The organism is Methylotenera mobilis 13 (assembly GCF_000384255.1).
Classification (GTDB): domain Bacteria; phylum Pseudomonadota; class Gammaproteobacteria; order Burkholderiales; family Methylophilaceae; genus Methylotenera; species Methylotenera mobilis_B.
In genome coordinates this window covers 1,361,978-1,383,554 of the sequence record NZ_KB913035.1, presented here as the reverse complement: position 1 = coordinate 1,383,554, position 21,577 = coordinate 1,361,978, and the positions used below count along the sequence as shown (strand labels likewise).

At 42.6% G+C, this 21,577-nt stretch carries 11 protein-coding genes; 2 read left to right on the top strand and 9 right to left on the bottom strand.

The window, feature by feature from the left end; genetic code table 11:
* Positions 1-36 precede the first annotated feature (36 nt).
* The 3 genes from A391_RS0106570 to A391_RS0106560 all read right to left on the bottom strand — a co-directional run bounded on the left by A391_RS0106570 (position 37) and on the right by A391_RS0106560 (position 3,315).
* Positions 37-465, bottom strand: coding sequence for a group II truncated hemoglobin (locus A391_RS0106570; RefSeq protein ID WP_019898247.1), 429 nt, complete (start codon positions 463-465; stop codon positions 37-39).
* Between the two features lie 81 nt (positions 466-546).
* The gene (gene purT / locus A391_RS0106565; RefSeq protein WP_019898245.1) at positions 547-1,746 is read right to left on the bottom strand and encodes a formate-dependent phosphoribosylglycinamide formyltransferase; all 1,200 of its coding nucleotides are present in this window, start codon (positions 1,744-1,746) and stop codon (positions 547-549) included.
* A gap of 156 nt (positions 1,747-1,902) precedes the next feature.
* On the bottom strand, positions 1,903-3,315 hold the full coding sequence (locus A391_RS0106560; protein ID WP_019898244.1) for a sigma-54-dependent transcriptional regulator: 1,413 nt from the start codon (positions 3,313-3,315) through the stop codon (positions 1,903-1,905).
* A gap of 376 nt (positions 3,316-3,691) precedes the next feature.
* Between A391_RS0106560 and A391_RS0106555 the strand changes: the two genes are divergently transcribed.
* Positions 3,692-6,109: a TonB-dependent receptor gene (locus A391_RS0106555; protein WP_019898241.1), complete on the top strand. Its 2,418-nt coding sequence runs from the start codon at positions 3,692-3,694 to the stop codon at positions 6,107-6,109.
* 137 nt (positions 6,110-6,246) lie between these two features.
* Here A391_RS0106555 and A391_RS0106550 read toward each other — a convergent pair whose 3' ends face one another.
* Both A391_RS0106550 and A391_RS0106545 read right to left on the bottom strand, forming a co-directional pair.
* The gene (locus A391_RS0106550) at positions 6,247-8,754 is read right to left on the bottom strand and encodes an ABC transporter permease (RefSeq protein WP_019898240.1); all 2,508 of its coding nucleotides are present in this window, start codon (positions 8,752-8,754) and stop codon (positions 6,247-6,249) included.
* The gene (locus tag A391_RS0106545) at positions 8,751-9,437 is read right to left on the bottom strand and encodes an ABC transporter ATP-binding protein (RefSeq protein WP_019898239.1); all 687 of its coding nucleotides are present in this window, start codon (positions 9,435-9,437) and stop codon (positions 8,751-8,753) included. The genes A391_RS0106550 and A391_RS0106545 overlap by 4 nt, the downstream gene beginning before the upstream one ends.
* A 2-nt stretch (positions 9,438-9,439) precedes the next feature.
* Here A391_RS0106545 and A391_RS0106540 point away from each other — a divergent pair, with 2 nt between their 5' ends.
* On the top strand, positions 9,440-10,084 hold the full coding sequence (locus A391_RS0106540) for an arylesterase (RefSeq protein WP_019898238.1): 645 nt from the start codon (positions 9,440-9,442) through the stop codon (positions 10,082-10,084).
* 108 nt (positions 10,085-10,192) lie between these two features.
* On the opposite strand, the gene tilS is transcribed toward A391_RS0106540, so the two are convergent.
* From tilS to A391_RS0106520, 4 genes are all read right to left on the bottom strand, one after another.
* Positions 10,193-11,629 (bottom strand): tRNA lysidine(34) synthetase TilS, encoded by a 1,437-nt coding sequence (gene tilS / locus A391_RS0106535; protein WP_019898237.1) that lies wholly within the window; start codon positions 11,627-11,629, stop codon positions 10,193-10,195.
* A complete protein-coding gene (locus A391_RS0106530) occupies positions 11,598-12,569 on the bottom strand; it encodes an acetyl-CoA carboxylase carboxyltransferase subunit alpha (RefSeq protein ID WP_019898236.1) in 972 nt (323 codons plus the stop codon). The genes tilS and A391_RS0106530 overlap by 32 nt, the downstream gene beginning before the upstream one ends.
* A 164-nt stretch (positions 12,570-12,733) precedes the next feature.
* Positions 12,734-16,216 (bottom strand): DNA polymerase III subunit alpha, encoded by a 3,483-nt coding sequence (dnaE, locus tag A391_RS0106525; RefSeq protein ID WP_019898233.1) that lies wholly within the window; start codon positions 16,214-16,216, stop codon positions 12,734-12,736.
* Between the two features lie 198 nt (positions 16,217-16,414).
* Entirely contained in the window at positions 16,415-21,505 is a 5,091-nt protein-coding gene (locus A391_RS0106520) for an Hpt domain-containing protein (protein ID WP_019898232.1), read from the bottom strand.
* Between the last annotated feature and the right edge of the window lie 72 nt (positions 21,506-21,577).

The window sequence follows — 21,577 nt, the reverse complement described above, 5'->3', positions numbered from 1 at the left end:
CCTTTTTATTACCTGTAGTGATTGGATTAAGGGAAGTTAGTGCCCCTGTTGATTACGCATAAAATCAGCCACGCCATACAGCTGATTGGCTAATTTTTTCATCAATGCTTCATCATACTCCAACTGATGCATCGCTCTAATCATGCAATACATCCATTGATCACGTGCTGACTCTCCAATAGCAAAGGGCAAATGGCGCTTACGCAGCATAGGGTGCCCATAGCGCTCGATATAAAGTTGCGGTCCACCTGTCCACCCTGTTAGAAACATAAACAGCTTCTCGCGTGCAGAAGTTAAGTCTGATTGATGCATGTCACGGATAGGCTTCGCTTTTGGATCACTATCCATGATGTCGTAAAACGTTTCCACCAATAAACGAATATTTTGGGTGCCTTTTTCTTCGCCACCAAGTAGCTCAAAAAATGTACGCTTATCACTACCCGCTTCTTCTATTTCATTCAACATATGCCTATAACCTTAAATGTAGGAATTTTTTGTAGCGCAGTTTGTAGCCCACATCACAAATGTACGGCTACTATCCCCACATTAAACATCAACAGGCGTTACTAGACCAGCTGCTAATTTTGCACTTACTCTAGCTTCTGTAATATCTTTACCTGTCGCTAATGCAACGCCCATGCGCCTTTTAGTAAAGGACTCTGGCTTACCGAATAAGCGAATATCAGCATTATTCACGGCTAGGGCTTTTTCTACACCATCAAAAGCTAGTTGCTGAGTATTATGCCCACCATAGATGACTGCACTAGCACCTGCTTCTCGCAGGCTTACATCAACGGGCAATCCTAAAATTGCACGTGCGTGTAAATCAAACTCACTGAAGCGTTGTGTTGCCATCGTCACCATGCCCGTATCATGTGGACGAGGACTTACCTCACTAAACCAAACGTGGTCGCCCTTCACAAACAACTCAACCCCAAACAAACCTAACCCACCTAAGCTGTCAGTCACAGCTTTAGCGATACGTTTAGACTCTTCCAATGCTTTGGTGGCCATAGGTTGTGGCTGCCAGCTCTCCACGTAGTCACCTTTTTCTTGCACGTGGCCAATTGGCTCACAGAAGTAAGTAGTGATTTCACCTTGCGCATTTTTTGCACGGACAGTTAACAGGGTTATCTCATAATCAAAATCAATTTGCCCCTCAACAATCACTACACCTTGATTAACACGTCCACCGGACGCAGCATACTCCCAAGCTGAGGACACTTCACTGGCCTGTGTAATGCGTGATTGGCCTTTACCAGAGGAAGACATAGTTGGCTTGATAAAACATGGATAGCCGATACCAGCATCAATCGCAGCTTGGAGCTCAGCTTCGCTTCTGGAAAATGCATAAGGAGATGTTGGCAGGTTAAGGTCTTCAGCTGCAAGTCTGCGAATACCTTCTCGGTTCATCGTCAACTGAACAGCTTTAACGGTGGGAATGACGGTTGCAACGCCAGATTGTTCAATATCGGCAAGTGTTGCTGTATTTAAAGCTTCAATTTCAGGGACAATCAAATGTGGCTTTTCAAGTGCAATCAGTTGACGTAATGCTTGATCATCGGTCATATCAATCACATGAGCACGATGTGCAACCTGATGACCTGGTGCATTTTTATACCGATCGACAGCAATCACTTCAACACCTAGGCGTTGCAGAGCGATAATCACCTCCTTACCAAGCTCACCACTACCTAAGAGCATGACACGGGTTGCATTAGGGCTTAAAGGGGTTCCGATTCGCATAGGGTTCTTTCATTTTATGATTGCTCGAATCATACCATGCAGCTATTTTTAAGAAAATTAGAGATACACTTAATTTACAAGAAAATACAGAATAACCCAGACTGATAAATAAATCGCTTTTATCATTCCAAGTTCATAAAACCGTGATTAAGCTGACTAAACTTTAATTTGATGCTTATCCATACGATAGCGCATTGTCATGCGGGTAATACCAAGCTTCCTTGCCGCTTCTGAAACATTGTATTTAGTATCAACCAACACTTGCATTAATATAGACTTCTCTGCTGCATCTAGAGTCGATTGATGAGAGTCTGATAGAGGAACTGGAATTGTCTCCATGCGACTATTAGGGAGTGCCAAATCAATATCTGTCAGTTCTCCATGATGACAAAGTAGCATAGCTCGGCTGACCTGATGCTTTAATTCACGCACATTACCTGGCCAAGCGTATGTTTGTATGGTACTGATTGCCTCTCGAGTAAAATGTGGGCTTGGTAAGCCATAACGCCTAGCGGTTTGTGCTGCGAAACTTTTTGCCAACAACATAATATCGTGACCACGATCACGCAATGGTGGCATAAAAATACTCATCATATTAAGACGGTAATATAAGTCTTGTCTAAAGCGGCCATTTTGAGACATTTCATGAAGATCACGATTAGTCGCCGCCACAAAACGCGCAGGAACTGAGCGCTCTTTAGTTGAGCCGATGCGTCGAACCACTCGACGCTCTAAAACATTAAGCAATTTTGCCTGTAGCGCCAAAGGCAATTCACCAATCTCATCTAAAAATAAAGTGCCATCTTCGGCTGCTTCTATCAGCCCAGGCCTAGCGCTAACAGCGCCCGTAAAGGCACCTTTTTCATGACCGAAGAGCTCACTTTCCATCAACTCAGCTGGTAACGATGCACAATCGACATGCACAAATGGTTTATCACTATTTGCACAAGATAAATGCAACGAACGTGCCGCAACATCCTTGCCAGTACCTGTTTCACCACCTATCAGAACAGTAGGTGGAACGCTGTCGTTTGATACTAACTGAGCAATACGTTTAATTTGCATTTTTACATTTTGCATTGCTAAGCTATCACCCAACAGCTCAACACCTTCTGATGCATGTGTATTGCGTTGACGTGAATAATCAAGACTCTTACTCTGCATAGCTGCAGTTTCAGCCTTTTGGATCGACAACAACAACTCTTCTAGGTCAATTGGTTTCTTAAGGTAATCAACGGCACCTAGCTTCATTGCATTAACAGCATCGCTAATCTCCCCATGCGCCGTCATCACAATCACCACAGCACCTTTTGCAACAAACTCAGTAAGTAAATCCAAGCCATTACCGTCTGGCAATCGCATATCGAGCAAAACAATGTCTGGTGTAAACTGCTTCACAATATTTCGCGCGTCTTGTAGGCTTTCTACATGGGCACATTCATAGCCAGACTTTTGCAGACGACGCACCACAGCGCGGGCAAAAAGAGCCTCATCTTCAACAATCAATAACTTTGATTGCTGTTTAGCTAATGTTGAAGCTTCAGTATTGTTGAGATGCGCTAATTGCAATGATTACTCCTGAAATACAAATATTAATTTTCTTTATTTGCTTAACGAATAGCAAGAAGCATTCCAAACACCACAGATGATAAAAAACGCCACCTAAATAACGAGATGATTTGATACTAAAAATAAAGATTACTATCATCAACCAATTATTGGTTCATTACAACCAATAATTGGTTATATACAACCATAATATTGGTTTATTACAACCATAAATTTAAGTTAAACACTTAGCTATACAGTTATCATATTTTTTAATTTAATTTAATTCAATCACTTGAATTAACCAACACGGATTGAATATTAAATTGGAATATATTTTGCTTGATATGCATATCTTTTATGAAAGATAGCCTAGAATTTTTATCGAAAGTACATAATGAAAAAACCATTAATGAAACTTACATCTGTAGCGGTGATGCTTGCTTTTGCAAACACGCCAGCACTTGCAGATGACACTGCAATTAATATCAAGAAAATTGAGGTATACGGCACAACACCGCTACCAGGTATTGGCTTACCGTTAAATAGAGTACCTGCCAATATTCAAATGGCCTCACCAAAAGAGGTTGCTAATCAAGCTGGTGTTTCAATCGCTGATTACATGATGAACAACATGCAGGGCGTGACAGTGTCAGATATGTCTGGTAACCCATGGCAACCGGAAATTAACTTCCGTGGTTATTCCGCCTCTTCTTTATTAGGTAATGCTCAAGGCCTTTCTACTTATGTGGATGGTGTACGTGTAAACGAACCATTTGGCGATGTAACACTTTGGGACAAAATTCCTAGTTTTGCGATTGGCAATATGCAAGTAGTGCCTGGATCAAACCCATTATTCGGCTTAAATACTTTAGGCGGCGCGATTGCTATTCAAACTAAAAGTGGTCGTGATAATCAAGGCATGGCTTTAGAATATGAAGCTGGCTCTTGGGGTCGTCAACGTGCGTTGATTGAGGCTGGTGGTGTATCTAAAGATGGCTCTGTGGATTACATGTTCGGCTATCAACACACGACTGAAGACGGATGGAGAGATTACTCACCTTCTCACCTCAACCAATTATTTGGTAAATTAGGCTGGCAAAATGAATCGACTAAGTTAGATTTAACTTATATCGGTACCGACAACAATCTGATCGGCAACGGCTTTGCTCCAGAAAACTTGCTAAGCGGTGACCGTGATCAAATTCATACTCGCCCAGACTTTACCAACAACTACTCACACTTCTTAGCGTTAAATGGTTCACATTGGATTAATGAAGACACAATGTTTTCTGGCAACGTGTATTACAGAAAATCTAATCGTCATACTGTGAATGGCGATTTATATGAAGCTGAAGTTGAGGGCGGTGAGGATTTAAATGGTTATCCAGGTATTTCATGTGCTGGGCCAGGCGATTGTGAGGTAACTGGCTCTACACTTAACTCATCCAAAACGACACAAGACACATATGGTGCAACGGGTCAAATGACATTTGATCAAGACTGGATGGGTAAAAAGAATCAATTTGTAGTTGGCGCAGGTTACGACTACACGTTAATGAGATTCAAACAATCTGAGCATGTGAACCTCTCTGACGTAGGTGATGATTTAGGTGGTATAGTTGAAAGTAGTGTAGTTTTTGACGGCACTAGGGCTCCTATTTTAGGTGGCACTGGTTTGCTACCAGAAAGACAAACAACAGGTCTTACTGGTAAACAATATACAGCTCGCTTATTTGCAACAGATACATTGTCGCTTAATGATCAGTGGCACTTAACGGGTGGTGCAAGCTGGAACTTTACGCGTGTTGATAACGTAGATACGCTAAGAGGACCTCGTTCAGATACAAATCCAAATAGCTTGACTGCAAAAGATAGCTATACTCGCTTAAACCCAACACTAGGATTAACCCATACGCCTAACGACAATTTAACGTTCTTTACGTCTTATAGTGAATCTAGCCGTGCACCTACATCTATTGAGTTAGGCTGTTCAAACCCAGCAGCGCCATGCCTACTTCCATCAGCAATGGCAGATGACCCTCCTCTAAACCAAGTAGTTGCGAAGACTTATGAATTTGGTGGCCGTGGCCTACTCACTGAGAACATTCGTTGGAATGCTGGGCTATATCAAGCTATCAACCATGATGACATTCAATTTACGGCGGCTGGTTCATCAAACGGTGCAGGCTACTATAAAAACGTAGGCAGAACTAAACGCCAAGGGATTGATATGGGCTTAGCTGGTGATGCTGACAAGTTCAAATGGAGTGCTTCTTACAGCTATGTTCGTGCAACTTACGACTCTGATGTTTCATTTGTAAGCTCTTCTAATTCATCAGAAGATGGCAACTCAATGATCTACGCAAAACCAGGTGATCGAATTCCATCTATTCCAGCACATCAGTTGAAACTACGTGGTCAATACACAGTAACGCCAGCATGGTCTATTGGTACTAACGTGATCGGGTTCTCAAACGCTTATGTTTGGGGTAACGAAAACAATCAACATCGTGCGAATAGTGCAACTTGTGTTGCTGACAACACCAGCTGTGCTACAGGAAACGGCAAAGTAAGTGGCTATTTCATTGTGAACTTAGATACACAGTACAACATCGGTAATGGTTGGAAAGCGTTTGCTAAAGCCACCAACATTTTTGACCGTGAGTACAATGTGAGTGGTCGTTTAGCTGAAACAATGTTTGCTGCAGACGGTACCTATGGCACTGAATCAAAACAACTTGGCCTATTACCAGGTGCTCCACGTGCGGCCTGGATTGGTGCTCGTTATGAGTTTGGTGGTCCAAAGAAGTAAACTACTAGATGTAAATTAAGCAGTCACCATTAGATACGATTGCTTAGCAAAAAAGGGTTACAGCTTGCTGTAACCCTTTTTTATTAGCTATGCTTTTGTTTTTCTATTAGATGTTTTTGATTAAAAATACAACTCGATTACATACTATTAAGTAACTGCCTAGGTGCAATATTCAAAAAACTACGTAACCCTAACCATGCAGCCAGTGGAATCAAATTTGCAGCAACTAATGTGCTGAATACAACCAAACTTAAATTAAACTGAAACGGTATATTGAGAACGTTCACGCTAATGTAATACGCCAAACCATTCGCAGCGATTGATGCGACTAATGCCGAAATAAATCCAATACAGGCAAACTCCGCGATATAAGCAATGCTTACCTGTTTGCGTGAAGCGCCAAACACACGCAGCAGTGTTGCTTCTGTCACTCGCTCCTCCCTGGTAGCAACAAGCGCTGCGTAGAGTACCGCAACACCTACAATTAAACTAAATACAAAAACATACTCAATTGCTTGACTCATTTTTTGCATAATTCCACGAACTTGTTGCATGAGTGCTGCAATATCAATCACGGTTAAATTGGGGTGCTGCTTCACCAGTAGATTAAGTGACTCCTCTGCGCCAATCGGCAAATGAAAACTGCTGATGTGGCTAGCAGCATAAGTGTCTAACACTCCTGGCGGTGTCACTGCAAAGAAATTAGCACGCATCGTATCCCACTCCACTTTTCTTAAGCTTGTGACGGTGAGTGTTAATGGACTACCTGCGACATCAAAAAGCAGTTGATCTCCAACATGAATATTAAGGCTTTTAGCTAACCCCTCTTCAAGTGAGATCAATGGCTTTCCATACTCATTTTCTTGCCACCAGCGCCCAGCAAGTAGCTTATTGTCACTTTGCATTTGCGCAGCCCATGACAAATTAAACTCACGCTCAGCTAATCTTTTTGCACGCTCATCATCCCATTTCACGGAATTAATTAACTGTTTATTTTTACTGACTAATCGCGCACGAACCATTGGAAAAATGGCGGCATCTTGAATATTTTGTTGAATGAAAAACTGATTTACTTGATCAATCTGGTCTGGTTGAATATTAATCACAAATCGATTAGGTGCCCCCTCTGGCAAAGAGGCTTGCCAGTTACGAATTAAATCACCTCGTATCAACGTGAGTAGCATAATGACCATCAGCCCCATACAGAACCCTATCATTTGCACAGTGGACAATCCTAGCCGTCGCTTTAAGCCTTGTATCCCTAAATTAATTGATGCCCAGGTACTACTTTTAGGCGTTATCATTAAAAACTTCTGTGCCACATAAGTGAGGCCATAAACAAAGCCCAATATAATCAAGCTTAATGCGAGCATTGCAACAATCGTTGAAACTGCAATATATACATCACGTGCTTGCCAAAAAATCATGGCCACCATCACAAAAGCTGCTGGTAGAAATTTTGCCTGAGCTGTAAGCGGCTGTACTAAGGTTTCTCGCCTTAGTATATTCATCGCTGAAATATTTCTCATCTGCCAAGCATGTGGTAGCACCACGGCTACCATCATCCCAATACTAGCCAAAAATCCTATTAACACAGGAGCTAAAGAGACAGATGGCAATGTTTCCACAAATAAACTACCTGCCAATTGTGATAATCCTAGTTGTGCAAAAAATCCAAGCAACGCACCAACTAATGCGCTTGATAACGCGATAATTAATGTTTGAATCGTCAATATCTGCAAAACAGTGTTTTGCTGCGTACCAAAGCACCGCATCAAAGCAAATGTATTTAAACTTTGTTTGATGTAAGGAAGACTTGATAGCAACATGGCCACCATCGCCAACACCACACTTACCATGGCAGATAAGCCAAGAAATTGCTGAGCTTTGTCTAGGGCAGTTTTAATTTCAGGACGCGCATTACGAACATCATCCATTCGCTCGCCTCTGCCCAATATGGGTTTAACTTGTTCGGAATAACGATTAATTTGTGCTGGACTAGAGGCCAACAAAAGCTGGTACTTCACACGGCTACCATATTGAATAAGTTGAGTTGCAGGCAAATCAGCAGCATTCATCATTAGTCGTGGTGCAAAGCTAAACATATTGCCACCACGCGACGGCTCACGTAACAAAATGGCACTTACTGCCACACTTAACTCACCTACTTGAAGCTGATCACCTACTTTTATATTGAGTAGCGTTGCTAGCCTTGGCTCTATCCAGACCTCTCCACGTTGAGGAGCCGTCTGTACAGATTGACCAATATCATTCGCGTGCTGACCTATTGTTAAATTCCCCCGCAAAGGAAAGTTTGGCTCAACCGCCTTAATTTCCACTAATTGGCTAGACTCACCATGGATCACCATACTGGCAAATTCATAGGTACGTGTCGTTAAAATTGCCTGTGGTTTGGCACGATCAGCAAAAGCATCAGGTATCGGGTGATCAGCTAAAATTGCCAAATCTCCACCAATTAACAAACTGCCCTGCTGATTGAGTGCAGACTCAATTCTTTGTGTAAAAAAACTCACAGCAGTAATCGCCGCAACTGCCAAAATTAGTGCAAATATTAATACCCTTAATGCACCTGCACGCCACAAACTGATGGTTTGTGCCCATGCCAACCTAGCCGCCAGTATCATACTTGCGCCATTTCTAACAGAACACCATTATCTAATTTAAACAATCGCTTACAACGATTAGCCAACTTGATATCATGCGTGACTAATACTAACGTAGTACCAGCCTCTTTATTCATGTTAAACAACAAATCAATAATCATTTGACCTGTTGCACTATCCAAATTACCTGTAGGCTCATCTGCAAATAAAATACTGGGTTGTGTCGCAAAAGCACGTGCAATTGCGACACGTTGTTGCTCTCCTCCTGATAGCTGCTTAGGATAATGCTGAACACGATGACTAAGTCCCACTTTATCCAAAGCTTCAAGACTTAACATTTCAGCTCTAGGATGACTTTTTAACTGTAGTGGTAGCATCACATTTTCTAATGCCGTCAGTGCAGGTAATAATTGAAATGACTGAAACACAAAACCCATGTCTCTCGCACGAACAGCTGCGCGGCCATCTTCATTTAAATCACTAAATGCAGCACCTTTAATTTGAACGCTTCCACTGGTAGGAACGTCCAAACCAGCAAGTAAGCTAAGTAATGTAGATTTACCTGAACCTGAACTACCAATAATGGCAATTTGATCGCCATTTACTACACTGAGATTTAGGCCACTTAATATGCGAATTTGGTTATCATGGTTAGTAACTTCGTAGTGCAGGTCTTGCGCTTGAATCATTGGAGATTGTTGCATTCATGTTGTTCCGTTTATTGTTAGTATTAAAAACCTTATTGCTTAGTTTGTTTTTCTCGAGTTTCGTTGCATGGTCGGTACCCGCTTATGCAGAAAATCCAAAAATAATGATTTATGGTGATAGTTTATCGGCAGCCTATGGTATCCCGCAGCAAAAAGGATGGGCATCGTTACTGCAACAAAAACTAGTCTCAGAACATTATCAATATGATGTCGTCAACGCGAGCATTAGCGGCGAAACAACCAGTGGCGGAGCAAGCCGTATTCGTAACTCCCTCAGCCAAATAAAGCCTAATATTATCATTTTAGAACTTGGCGCAAATGATGGTCTGCGTGGACTACCTATCGAATCAATGATCGCTAATTTAAACACGATTATTCAAGAAGGTAAAAAATCTGGTGCGAAGATATTGCTCGTGGGGATGAAAATTCCACCAAACTATGGCCCTCAATATACAAAGCTATTTAGCCAGAGCTACCTAAAACTCAGCCAAGAGCACCAAATTCCGCTTGTACCGTTTATGCTAGAAAACATCGCTGCAAAGACGAACCTAATTCAAGATGACGGTCTCCACCCTAACGCGATTGCTCAACCACTAGTACTAGATAATATTTGGTCTAAACTCAAGATGCTACTTAAGAAATAGCACTAATAGCTATCATTCATGACTAAAAACATCTGCGCTTGACCTTCACTCTTCACAACAACATCTAGTATTGATTGCATCAAAAAGTGATGTATGACGACTTATATATTAAGTGCCTAGTGCTTGCCAAGTAATGTCTAAGCCTAACTCATTTTTAGATGCTCTTAGCTCATGTGCTACACCGACACCTGGGACGCATGCTAAAGTATCTTGCCAGTATATCAACGGCAAATGATCCCGCTGCCATGGTGGGATATTGGCGGCCTGTAATAGATGTTTAAGTGTTCTGGTTGGTCTTAATACATCTGGTTTAAATCGCTCACCGCCACTACGGTTAGTAATTCTCAGCCTGGTCATACCAAATTTAAGCGCCAATCCTGAGCCCTCAACTTGCCTGAAAATCAACTTTCCACCATTCGGTACAATAAGTTCATTTTCACCATTCCAGACCAAATCAAACGGCTCATTGATTTGCTCAATAGAAAGATAAGCTCTTTGCTGATAGCGTCTTAGTGTGTAATGCTGAATTTTTATACTTAGTTCAGCATCTGGCTTAGCGTTCAATAACTGCTGTAACATTTCAGCCAAATGATCGGATGTAGGCATCGAAAGATAGTGTTGAGCAAACCACCAACGCAATAGATTCTTAGCACGCGAGTTACTTAACTGACTTAAGCCCTGCAAACAAACACTGTCATTCTCCACCAAAGTTTGTGCATCTATTTCTGCTAATGTATTCAACAAAGCATTGGCCTCAGCTAGATGTGATGCGGTTCTTGATATTACCGATTTCACACTCGGGTAACGTGCCTGCAAAATAGGCATGACATCATGACGCACAAAATTACGCTCATATTGTGTATTGTCATTACTTTCATCATCACACCACTGAAGCTCATTCTGAATAGCGTAATCGTATAGCGCTTGCCGAGAGACTCTCAGTAATGGCCTAATCAAGCTACGTATACGATCTACCTCAGCCATACTGCTAAGCCCCTTCACCCCTGCTCCTCGCATCAGCTGCAGAATGAATGTTTCTGCCTGATCATCTTGATGATGCGCCGTCACAATAAAATCTGCTTGTATAGATAGTCTTTCATCAAATAATGCCTGATAGCGCATTTGACGTGCCTCTGCTTCAATACCTAACTTACTGGATTGATCCACATTAACCTGCACCACTCTAATTGGCACATCCAGTGACTGACACTGCTCCATACACAACGCAGCCCAAGCATCTGCATTAGGACTTAATCCATGATGCACATGTAAGGCGTGTAGCTCAAACCGAAGGATAGGCTTCAGCGAAACCAATAAATGTAACAATACTGAAGAGTCTAAACCACCACTTAGTGCCAGCAACAGCTTAGATACTGGCGATGATGCTAATGAGCTTTCATCAGCAGTTAAGTGTTGAGTAAAAAAAGAATGTAGTTCGGATAGTAAGGGGTGAAGTTCACTTGAAACAGGCTGGCTTGCTAACACTTGCTTACCAGCCCTTTTGATAGAAGCGTTACTTTTCAGCAACTTCTTTGAATTTACCATAGCTCATTAAGCGCTCATAACGGCTCACTAATAATGTTTTAATTGATTTAGATTTATAGCGAGTCAACTCTTCTTTGAGCGCTGCTCTTAATGACGCCATCATTTCTTCTGGTGCACGATGTGCACCGCCCATCGGCTCAGGTACGATTTTATCGACCAACCCCAATGCTTTCAGTTTATCCGCAGTAATGGCAAGCGCTTCAGCGGCGATAGAAGCTTTGTCTGCACTCTTGTATAAAATAGAAGCGCAGCCTTCTGGTGAAATCACTGAGTAAGTGCCATATTGCAACATCAATAGCTGATCAACAACACCCAAGGCCAACGCACCACCAGAACCACCTTCGCCAATAATCACGCCGATAATAGGTGTTTTAAGCTCAGCCATGACGTACAAGTTACGTGCAATGGCTTCAGATTGTCCACGCTCTTCTGCACCAATACCAGGATATGCACCTGGGGTATCAATGAGCGTGATGATTGGTATATTGAATTTTTCCGCTAAGCGGAATAAACGCAAAGCCTTGCGATACCCTTCAGGACGTGGCATACCAAAGTTACGGTATTGACGCTCTTTGATATCTCGGCCCTTTTGATGCCCAATCACCATCACTGGCTGGCCTTCAAACCTAGCAATACCACCGACAATCGCAGGGTCGTCAGAGAATGCACGGTCGCCATGCAACTCTTCAAAATCTGTAAATAGAGCCTGAATATAGTCCAATGTGTACGGACGCTGTGGATGACGTGCCAACTGAGAAATCTGCCAAGCAGTTAGGTTGCCATAAATATCTTCAGACAATTTTTTGTTTTTCTTTTCCAATGCTGTCAGTTCTTTTGAGATATCTAAGTTATCGTGATCATCATGTGATGAACGCAGACTCTCGATTTTCGCTTCTAATTGAGCGATTGGCTGTTCGAAATCTAAATAAGTAATTTTCATATCGTTGTATTTTGTCTCAAATTATCTGATTCAATTATGCCTATTTATCTTGCTAGGTGTATGTCTGCATGCTTAGCAAACACATTAAAGAATCGCTAAGTTTGCATAAAACCGTTAAATCTCAGAGGCTTTCAGACCACTGATATCGCAATATCCACAATGCGCTAATTATATAGGATTTTTACGTTATTCTTACTCAACCATTCGGTTAAACTCATAATCAGCTCATCATGTAAATCCACTCGCCAATCATTACCTAGCATGAGTTCGACTTTACTGGTTTGATTATGGTACTCAATTTTAATCGGGCATCCACGGTATTCATCTGAAGCGCTGACACAATAAGGCTTTAATAGTGTCTTTAATTTAAGCGCATCAGATTGACCATTACACATGATTTTTAAAAAGCTGGCGCGGCTATTTCTCAATGCAGAAAGGTCATATAGCTTTCTAGCATTCACACGAACACCACCAGAAAATTCATCGTGACTCACTCGGCCTTCCACAATCACCAACTGGTCATCTTTTAACAGTTGTTGCGATTGATTCAATAAATCATTGCCAACCACCACTTCAATTCTGGTTGTGCCATCATCCAAACCCACTATTGCCATTTTACCGCGCGCAGTCATACGATTACGCACACCTGAAACAATCCCGGCCAATAGCTGAGGCTGATCTTTAGGCGCTAAATTTGCCAACGTTGTACTGATGAACTGGCTTAAATCTTTCTGATATGACCAATATGGATGGCCGCTAAAATAAAAGCCAAGCGCTGCCTTTTCTTCCTGCAAGCGCTGTTGCTCAGGCCACGGTGAAACGCTAGGTAATACATGTACAGATTGGTCAGATGCCTCACCAAACAAACTATTCTGATTACTATTGGCATTCGTTTGCTCAGCCGCACTAATCGCTAAAGCAACCCCTGCTAATAATGCATGTCGATTAGGCTCAAGTTTATCAAATGCACCGGCTCTAATCAGAGACTCAATAACGCGCCTATTCACCTTACGTAAATCTAAACGGCTGCAAAAATCAAATAAGCTCGTAAATGGGCCATCTTTTCTACGCGCTTCTAAAATCACATCAATCGCGGCAGCACCTGTGCCTTTCACTGCACCCAAACCATACAAGATTTGGTTCTTACTAATAGGCTTAAATTTGAATTCACTTTCATTGACATCAGGTGGCAATACCTCAACCTGATTCGGCGCACAATCATCATAAAATATGTGAACACTGTCTGTGTTATTCATGTCGGCAGACATCGTCGCTGCTAAGAACGCTGCCGGGTAATGTGTTTTAAGAAAAGCCGTATGGTAAGCAACGAGCGCGTAGGCTGCAGCGTGAGACTTATTAAAACCATACCCTGCAAACTTTTCAAGCAAGTCAAACAAATCACTGGCCTGTTGCTCAGTCATGTTGTTTTTGGTTGCACCCTCAGTAAATATCTTACGCTGGGCATCCATCTCTTCTTTTTTCTTTTTACCCATCGCACGACGCAGCAAGTCCGCACCACCCAGACTATAACCCGCCACCACCTGTGCAATCTGCATCACCTGCTCTTGGTAAACCGCAATCCCGTAGGTTTCTTTCAAAATCGGCTCAGTCAGCGGATGCGGGTACTCTACACGCTGCTTACCGTGCTTACGTCGGCAGTAATCAGGAATCAAATCCATCGGACCCGGACGATACAATGCTACCAAGGCGATAATATCTTCAAAGCAATCTGGCATCGCCTGTTTAAGCATGTCTTTCATGCCACGTGACTCTAGCTGGAATACGGCTGTCGTATTGGCAGTTTTTAATAGTTGAAACGTTGGCTTATCGTTAATAGGCAAGGTTTCAAATGATAATGGCGGTAAATTGTTACCAGCACGCTGTTTATTGGCATTTTCCAATGCCATATCTAAGATGGTAAGGGTACGTAATCCTAAAAAGTCGAACTTAACCAGCCCTACAGCTTCAACGTCATCTTTATCATACTGGCTAACCAAACTTGCACCGTCAGGCTGACAATACACTGGTGAGAAATCTGCAATCTTACTGGGAGAAATTAACACACCGCCCGCATGCATACCGATATTACGTACTAAACCTTCTAGTCTTAGCGCAAGTTCAAGAAGCTCTTTGACCTCCTCTTCACTCTCACGACGCTCTGCCAATTGTGGCTCTTTTTCTAAAGCATCAGACAGTGTAATGCCAAGTTCTAGCGGAATTAGTTTTGCAATGCCATCTACAAAGTTAAAGGGCAAATCCAATACGCGCCCAACATCGCGAATCACGGCCTTTGCCGCCATGGTACCGAAGGTGGCGATCTGTGAAACAGCATCAATCCCATACTTCTGTTTCACGTAGTCAATCACACGGTCGCGACCTTCCTGACAGAAGTCGATATCAAAGTCAGGCATGGAAACGCGGTCGGGATTTAAGAACCGCTCGAACAGTAAGTTATACTCTAGTGGATCTAGGTCAGTAATGCCTAAACTATACGCAACGACAGAGCCCGCACCAGAACCCCGACCTGGCCCTACCGGTACGCCATTATTTTTGGCCCAGTTAATGAAGTCAGCGACGATTAAGAAATAACCAGCGAAACCCATCTGGTTAATCACATTAGTTTCAAAGTCCAACCTTGCTGAGTAGGCATCTTGTTTGCTAGCGCGAATTTGCTCATCTGGGAATAGCACTTCTAATCGCTTTGCTAACCCTAAACGCGCTTCTGAAATTAAATAATCATTCAAGCTTTCATTATTAGGGGTTGGAAACTGAGGTAAGTAATTTTTACCCAATGTGAGGTTTAAATTGCAACGCTTGGCAATTTCCACACTATTGCTAAGTGCTTCTGGCATATCAGCAAAAAGTGCTGCAATATCTGCCTGCCTTTTAAAGTACTGCTCGGTAGTGAAGTTCTGCGGACGCCTTTTATCTGCAAGCACATAGCCTTCTGCAATACACGTTCTTGCCTCGTGTGCACGGTAATCATCTGGCGTAGAAAATTGTATGGGATGTGTAGCAACAATTGGTAAGCTTAGCTCATGTGCAATATGACGTACATGCTGAATATACTGCTCTTCGGTTGCTTTGCTTGCATCAGTGGCGATGCGCTGCACTTCTAAATAAAATCGTTCTGGAAATAATTGTTGCCATTGGTTGGCAAGCTTTTTAGCTAGCCCCAAATTACCCTGCGTACAGGCTTGACCCACATCGCCAGCAAGGCCTCCAGATAATAGTAGCAACCCCTCAGTACCAGCCTCTGCAAACCAAGCGCGTTTGAATTCCGCACGACCACGATATTGATTGGTTAAGTAAGCACGACTTAACAAATGACATAAATTTAAGTATCCGGCATGAGACTGACACAGCAACAATAAACGTGAAGGTTGCTCTCGGTTATCCTCATTTTCAAGCCAAATATCACAGCCAATAATAGGCTTAACACCTTTACCCCGAGCTGTTTTATAAAATTTGATTGCACCAAACAAGTTACTTAAATCAGTTAATGCAAGCGCTGGCATTTGGTCACTCACCGCCTGCTTGACGTAGTCATCAATTCGCACAATGCCATCAACAATAGAATACTCGCTGTGGCAACGCAAATGGACAAAACTAGGAGAAACTGAAGGGGTTGGTGTCGTTTGTAGCATAAGGCAATTTTACCTTATTGATGGGTATCGTTGTAAGCAATGTCGCCACTAAAAACGATAAATAAATTGTGCTAAATGTTACATTGAGCACTTGCTAAAAAATCACTTTTAATAACTAGTTAGTCCACAACTGCAGTGGAACTAGCGTGGAGTTAATAACCATCCGTGCCACGCTAGCCGCTATCAATAATGCGATTTTTAATGATGCAGTAAAGCGTGGACTTGCTCAATCAACACATCATCTTGTACTGGCTTACCTAAGAAAGCATCGACGCCAATTTCAGTTGCCACATTACGATGTTTCTCTGCCGTACGTGAGCTAATAATAATTAAAGGTGTACGAGAAGTCAGTTCGTTATCCCTCACATAACGCGAGAACTCAAAGCCATCCATACGTGGCATTTCGATATCGGTCAAAATAATGGCAGGAGATATTTGCTGCAGTTTTTGAATCGCATCCATACCATCATTGGCCGTAACAACTTCAAATCCATCACGCTCTAGTACGCGAGAAAGTACTTTACGCATAGTAAGTGAGTCATCAACAACCAATGCAACTTTCTTCAGCTGTTCAACCACGGGCGCCACATTGGTGACTTTGATTGCACCGCTAGATAACGCTTCCCTGTTTGCCAGCAACACTGGGTTAATCACCAGAATAATAGCACCATCGCCCATTACGGTTGCGCCAATCATACCTGGCACGTGTGCTAATTGGGTTCCCATAGGCTTCATCACCACCTCTTGGTTACCAATCAACTCATCCACATGCAACGCCGTACGATAAGCACCACTGCGTAACAAAACGACAGGCGTATAAGTATGCGCTTGCGCAACGTGATCAACATCACCAACTAGTTTTGACAAGAAATGTAACGGGTACTCTCTGCCTGCCCAAGTAATCTTATTTGCGTTATAGGCATCACTCAAATCAATTGATTTAAGCTTTTGTACCTGCTCAACCATCACAGATGGAATCGCATAAGTTTGATTACCAACACGGGCAAGCACCACTTGCGCAACAGACAACGTCACAGGCAAATAAATATTGAACATTGCACCCAAGCCTGATGCATTGCTGACATCAATACGTCCACCTAAAGCTGCAATATCACTACGCACAGCATCTAACCCTACACCGCGCCCTGCAATCTGAGACACGGTATCCGCAGTAGAAAATCCTGGCTCAAAAATAATGGTCATCAACGCTTGGTCAGATACTTCCTGATCAGCACTAAATAAACCCTTTTCTATCGCCTTTTGTTTCACTTTAGCTAGATTAACGCCAGCACCGTCATCCGTAATAACGAGTGTAATCTCATCATTTTCTAAGCTTACTTTCAGCCTAATATGGCCTACCTCAGATTTACCTAGCTTCACACGCTCAGCCGCTGACTCAAGCCCATGTGCAACAGCGTTACGTAACAGATGCTCTAATGGTGCGCCCATTTTGTCCAACACACCACGATCGAGCTCAATAGTTTCGCCTTCGATAGTCATTTCAACGCGTTTATTCAACTCTCTAGCTGTTTGGCGTACGATACGCTGCAAACGCTCAGAAATAGTTGAAAACGGCAACATACGGACGCTCATCAAACCTTGTTGCAATTCACGATTCATGCGGTTCTGTTGTTGCAATGCGGCATCGGTTTGATCGAGATTCAGTAGCAAACCATGCTGAATGGTCGCCACGTCGTTTACACTCTCCGCCATCATACGGGTAAGCTCTTGTAAGCGCGTAAATCGGTCAAACTCTAATGGGTCAAATGTCTCATTCGCCTCTTGCAGCAAACTCATGCGGGATTGCAACTGCGTTTCCGCTTCAATCTCCAACTCGCGTAGATAGCTACGCAATCTGCTAATACTATCAGTCAAATCAGTGGATGACTGCTTGAAGTTTTGCATTTCCCTGTCCATGCGAGAACGCATGATAGAAACCTCACCCGCTTCATTAATCAGCCTATCTAATACATCAGCGCGCATACGCAAGAATTGCGTTTTACGCTCGCTCTGCCTTGTGGATTTTGGTGTGGCTGTTTTAGCTTGAGTGGGCGAATTTTTAGCCAACCCCATATCACCAACAATATCTTCTAACATGTAGCCAATACGGTCGAACTCAAGAAACATGGCATCAAAATCATCGGACGTTACTTGATGTCTCAATGCACGAATCACATGGTCTTCCATTCCATGTACGCTATCACCAATTACCGCCTGCCCTGCCATACGCGCACTACCTTTTAAGGTATGTAACGCACGTTGCAATGAGTCGGGATATTCAGCTTCTTTTGGATTAGTGCGCCAACCTCTTAAATCTTTGCCAATTTGAGGAATCAACTCACGAGCTTCTTCAACAAACAAGGCAAGCAACTCATCATTAACGATGGCATCTTTACGCTGCAATGCCTGTTCCGCAGCTAATAAAGCATCGCCATCAATTACCAACTCTGCTAACTCTTTAGCTTGCTCAGGAACATGTTCTTCATCAATGATTGGTGTTATCTGACTCGCTTTGGCTTTAGACCTTGTTTTTGATTTTTTCTTAGAATTCTCAGCTTTTTCGACCTCTAACACAGCTGCTTCTGCTAATTGTGCCGCAGAAGCTTGCATTGCAGCCGTTGATTCACTCAGCGCAACAATCAACGCACGTGAAGACCTCGGGTTTTTTAATGCTTTTGCTTTTTCCAAACCATCCGCTAAGGCCTTAACCACATTGCCATAAAGAGAAATGTGTTGAGATGTCCAAACACTGTGATGTTCATCTAACCAGTGCTCTAAAGCACGAGCTAAGTCACCTATTGCCTTAAATCCTGCAGTCAATGCGTTACTACCTAACGTATGTGCTGCACGGCAACTCTCTGGTGTAGGTAATTCAGCAGAATCAACGACTAACATGGACTGCGCATCGACAAGGGCTTGCAAGTGTTGCTGAGCCTCTCCTAAAAAGATATTGAAGAATGCTTTGCTTAATTTACGTGTGCCGCCAATTAACACTTCTTCTTTTTGCACTTTAGGCTGAGTGCTAGCTAATGCTTGTTCAAGCTCAGATGCTAATTCAATTGCTTGCTGCTGGAATGGAGCCGGCGTTAAACTCACTTTCTGGTGCTGCTGCAACATGGCTACCCACGTTGCAAACTCAGCACTGACTTTTTCAACAAAAGCTAAAATTGCTGGCGTAGGAAACGTTTTGCGATCTAAGACAATATTAAGCAGATTTTCTACAGCCCATGCTACTTCACCCATGCCTAACAGCCCAACTGTACGCCCACTACCTTTGAGGGTATGGTACGCCCTTCGCACCTCAACAAAAGCTTCGCTGTCTGTTGCATTAACGCGTAAGGCTTGTAGATTTTGGGCCAATGACGCGAGCACTTCCTCCGCCTCGGTTAAGAAAATATCAAGAAGCTCAGCATCAAACGCCTGATCAGTCACTTCATCTACAACACGCTCAATTTCTAGTACAGGTGTGATAGCTGGCTGAATGGACGTCACCGCCGCCTCATCATCAGTTAAATTCAAATCTATTGAAGAGAGATCAACGGCTAACACATCATTAGCGACACTCAGCCCTAATGAAGCAGCTGCTTGCTCTAAACGCAACAAAGCCTCGGACAAAGCATGCTCAGACTCTGCGTGAACATGAGGCAACTCTTCTGCGTACAAACCTAACATACTCAAGTTTTCAGCAATTAGCTCAAAAACTGATTGTTGATCTTTGTTATTTTTACTGGTTTGATTGTTGTTATCTCTAAAGTGGTCCACAAAAGCGCCACTTAACTGCGCGATGGATTTCGGCACAGACATTTCCAACATATCAAATGCTGCTGAGATTTGTTGTAAAGATTTACTGGCTTCACCTAACTCACTGATACTTTCTGGATTTCTAAAGAAAGTATCCAACGATTTTTCTACAATTGCCAATGCTGCCAGCACTTGTTTAGCAACAGCCTCAACTAAAGAAGCATCATGTTGAGTCGTCGCAAAGGCATCAACTGCTGGTGTCAACGCCTCTCCATGCATGACTGCATTTAGACGTGAAATTTGCGTAGTAATTTTTTGACCAGCCTCAGCATCTAACTGATGATAATGGTCGCAACTTGACTCAAGCAAATTCAATGAGGCTGCAACCTCAATAAATGAAGCATCATTTAACTTAGCAACATCATTTTGCAAGGTAGCTACAGTTTGATGCGTTGCATTAAATAAATTAACAACGCCTCCATGATTAATACCTTGCTGAACAGTGTTCTGAATATGTTCAAATTTACTTACTAGTGCAGCTAAGTCATTAGCGCTAACCAATACATCACTTAAACTAATGCTAGCCCATAAGTCTTTCAATGTAGGAATGTCAGCAACCAGCTGTGCTAATGCTGCCTGTTCTGCCGCATTTGAGCTAGTAGCTTCTACCACTTGAGTTTCAGAAGGCAAAGCAGCGTCTAATTCAAACGTATTTTTAACAGCAGAAATAGTTTCAGTACTTCTGTCACTGATGGCAACATAGTAAAGTAAATCGCGTAGTAGCCGGGATGGCACTTTCGCATCACCCATCGCTACATTGCGTAATTGCCTATCTAATTTACTGCAAAGTTTTTTGGCACCTGGATTTTCTGCGACTTTTTCTTGTGCTAAGGCATCAGTAAACGCCGAAGCTGTCCACCAGAGTGTTTTCGGGGCGTTTCTAGATTGGACCTCTTGAACTTTAATCACAGCTGTACGCATGCCATCCAGCGCTACAGGATCTTTTGTGCGCAACCAATCCAATAAAGATTTTTGAAATGCCGCTCTTTGCTCTGATACAAAAATTGGGATAGATGACTCTTCAATCGGGTTACTCGGTAGGCTTTTTGGCGCGCTACTATCTACATCAGGGAAAAATAACTCACTCTCATCTAATGCTTCCCCTTGTGCCTCAACGATAGGTTTGAGTGGCTTGTATAGCCTGATTGGTTGATCGGGCTCACCATTAAGCAGATCTTGCAAATATTTAGACAAGGCCTCAACCGCAACAATGAGAGACTCCATTACCTCTTGAGTCACTGGAATCAACTGTTTCGCTAAACTATCTGCTAACTTTTCTAACTCATGGCAATAACGTTTACACCCTTCCAAACCTACCATATCAAGTGCACCACTCACTTGGTATAAATGGGCAATAGTAAATCTTAAGCTAGCAAACTCACTTGGGGTTTGATTAACCTCGTTAAAGCTTTCCAGCACTTTTTTCAGCGACTGATCAATTTCATCTTTAACCCAAGACAATGGGCCAGTATCAAATGCTTCAGGCATTATTTACTTCCATTTTCAGTTTGTAGTTTTTCATGGCGTTTTATGTGTCTTATGCTAAAAATTAAACTTCCG